The 1,668-nt window shown below is 51.0% G+C and carries 2 protein-coding genes; one reads left to right on the top strand and one right to left on the bottom strand.

Features of this window, described 5'->3' with window-relative positions; genetic code table 11:
- Positions 1 to 149 precede the first annotated feature (149 nt).
- Positions 150 to 278: a hypothetical protein gene (locus tag AC4II3_RS23990; protein ID WP_488029554.1), complete on the top strand. Its 129-nt coding sequence runs from the start codon at positions 150 to 152 to the stop codon at positions 276 to 278.
- Here AC4II3_RS23990 and AC4II3_RS23985 read toward each other — a convergent pair.
- A partial coding sequence (locus AC4II3_RS23985) for a WD40 repeat domain-containing protein (protein ID WP_490722907.1) occupies positions 247 to 1,668 on the bottom strand: 1,422 nt, incomplete at its 5' end. The two genes, AC4II3_RS23990 and AC4II3_RS23985, sit on opposite strands and share 32 nt — an antisense overlap.

The raw sequence follows: 1,668 nt of genomic DNA, 5'->3' as shown, positions 1-1,668 counted from the left end.
GTGAACAAGCAGGTGAACAAGCAGGTATACAAAAGGTTGTTAAACAGATGAAGGCAGCAGGGTTATCCCTGAAGGATATTGCTCAATATACTGGGTTGAGTATGGATGACATTGATCAGTTGTGAACAAACCTCTGAACCTATTGCCTATTGCCTATTGCCTATTGCCTATTGCCTGTGAAGCTATTGCCTATTGCCTCTGAACCTATTGCCTCTTGCCTCTTGCCTCTTGCCTATTGCCTCTTGCCTATTCCTCGCATACCCTTAACTTCTCCTTAGCTCCAGGATTCCTAACAAAGTAATCTTCCAGCAAGTCACAGCCCCGACCCAGCAGCTCACCTAAACTTTCCACCTTCCAAATTCTGACAGTGCCGTCCTTTGAAGCAGTGGCCAGCCTCTGTCCATCCGGGCTGAAGGCTACACGATATACCCTAGACTGATGCCCGGTGAGTACGGCTAGTGCATTGCCCTGTAAGTCCCAAATTCTGGCAGTGCCGTCTCGTGAAGCAGTGACCAGCCTCTGTCCATCCGGGCTGAAGGCTAGACTTAATACCGAGTCCTGATGCCCGCTGAGTACGGCGATTTCATTGCCCTGGTTGTCCCAAATTCTGGCGGTGTTGTCAGATGAACCAGTGGCCAGCCTCTGTCCATCCGGGCTGAAGGCTACACTAAATACCTCGGACTGATGCCTGGTGAGCAAGGCGATTTGATTGCCCTGGTTGTCCCAAATTCTGGCCGTGTTGTCCTTTGAAGCAGTGGCCAGCTTCTGTCCATCCGGGCTGAAGGCTACACTATTTACCAAAGACTGATGCCCTCTGAGCACGGCGATTTCATTGCCCTGGTTGTCCCAAATTCTGGCAGTGCTGTTCCATGAAGTAGTGGCCAGCCTCTGTCCATTGGGGCTGAAGGCTACACTATTTACGACGTCCTCATGCGGTATGATCCAGGGTAATTCTTTGCTGCGACTTCGTGCAGGAATTATAATAGCAGTTTTGTCATCTAAAGCAGTGGCCAGCCTCTTTCCATCCAGCCTAAAGACTACACTTGATACTAAGTCCTGATCTCCTTTAGACAGGGCTAATTGATTGCCCTTTCTGTCCCAAATTCTGGCAGTTTTGTCATATGAAGCCGTGGCCAGCCTCTGTCCATCCGGGCTGAAGGCTACACGATATACCCTAGACTGATGCCCGGTGAGTACGGCTAATTGATTGCCCTTTATGTCCCAAATTCTGGCAGTTTTGTCATCTGAAGCAGTGGCCAGCTTCTGCCCATCCGGGCTGAAGGCTACACTTGTTACATCATCCTGATGCCCTCTGAGCACGGCGATTTCATTGCCCTGGTTGTCCCAAATTCTAGCAGTTTTGTCATCTGAAGCAGTGGCCAGCCTCTGTCCATCCGGGCTGAAGGCTACACTATTTACCGGGTCCTGATGCCCTCTGAGCACGGCGATTTCATTGCCCTGGTTGTCCCAAATTCTGGCCGTTTTGTCATCTGAAGCCGTGGCCAGCCTCTGTCCATCCGGGCTGAAGGCTACACTATATACCCAGTCCTGATGCCCTCTGAGCAGGGCGATTTCATTGCCCTGGTTGTCCCAAATTCTGGCAGTTTTGTCAAATGAAGCCGTGGCCAGCCTCTGTCCATCCGGGCTGAAGGCTACACTATTTACCCT

The organism is Moorena sp., from assembly GCF_982860115.1.
This window is presented reverse-complemented; position numbering and strand designations above follow the sequence as displayed.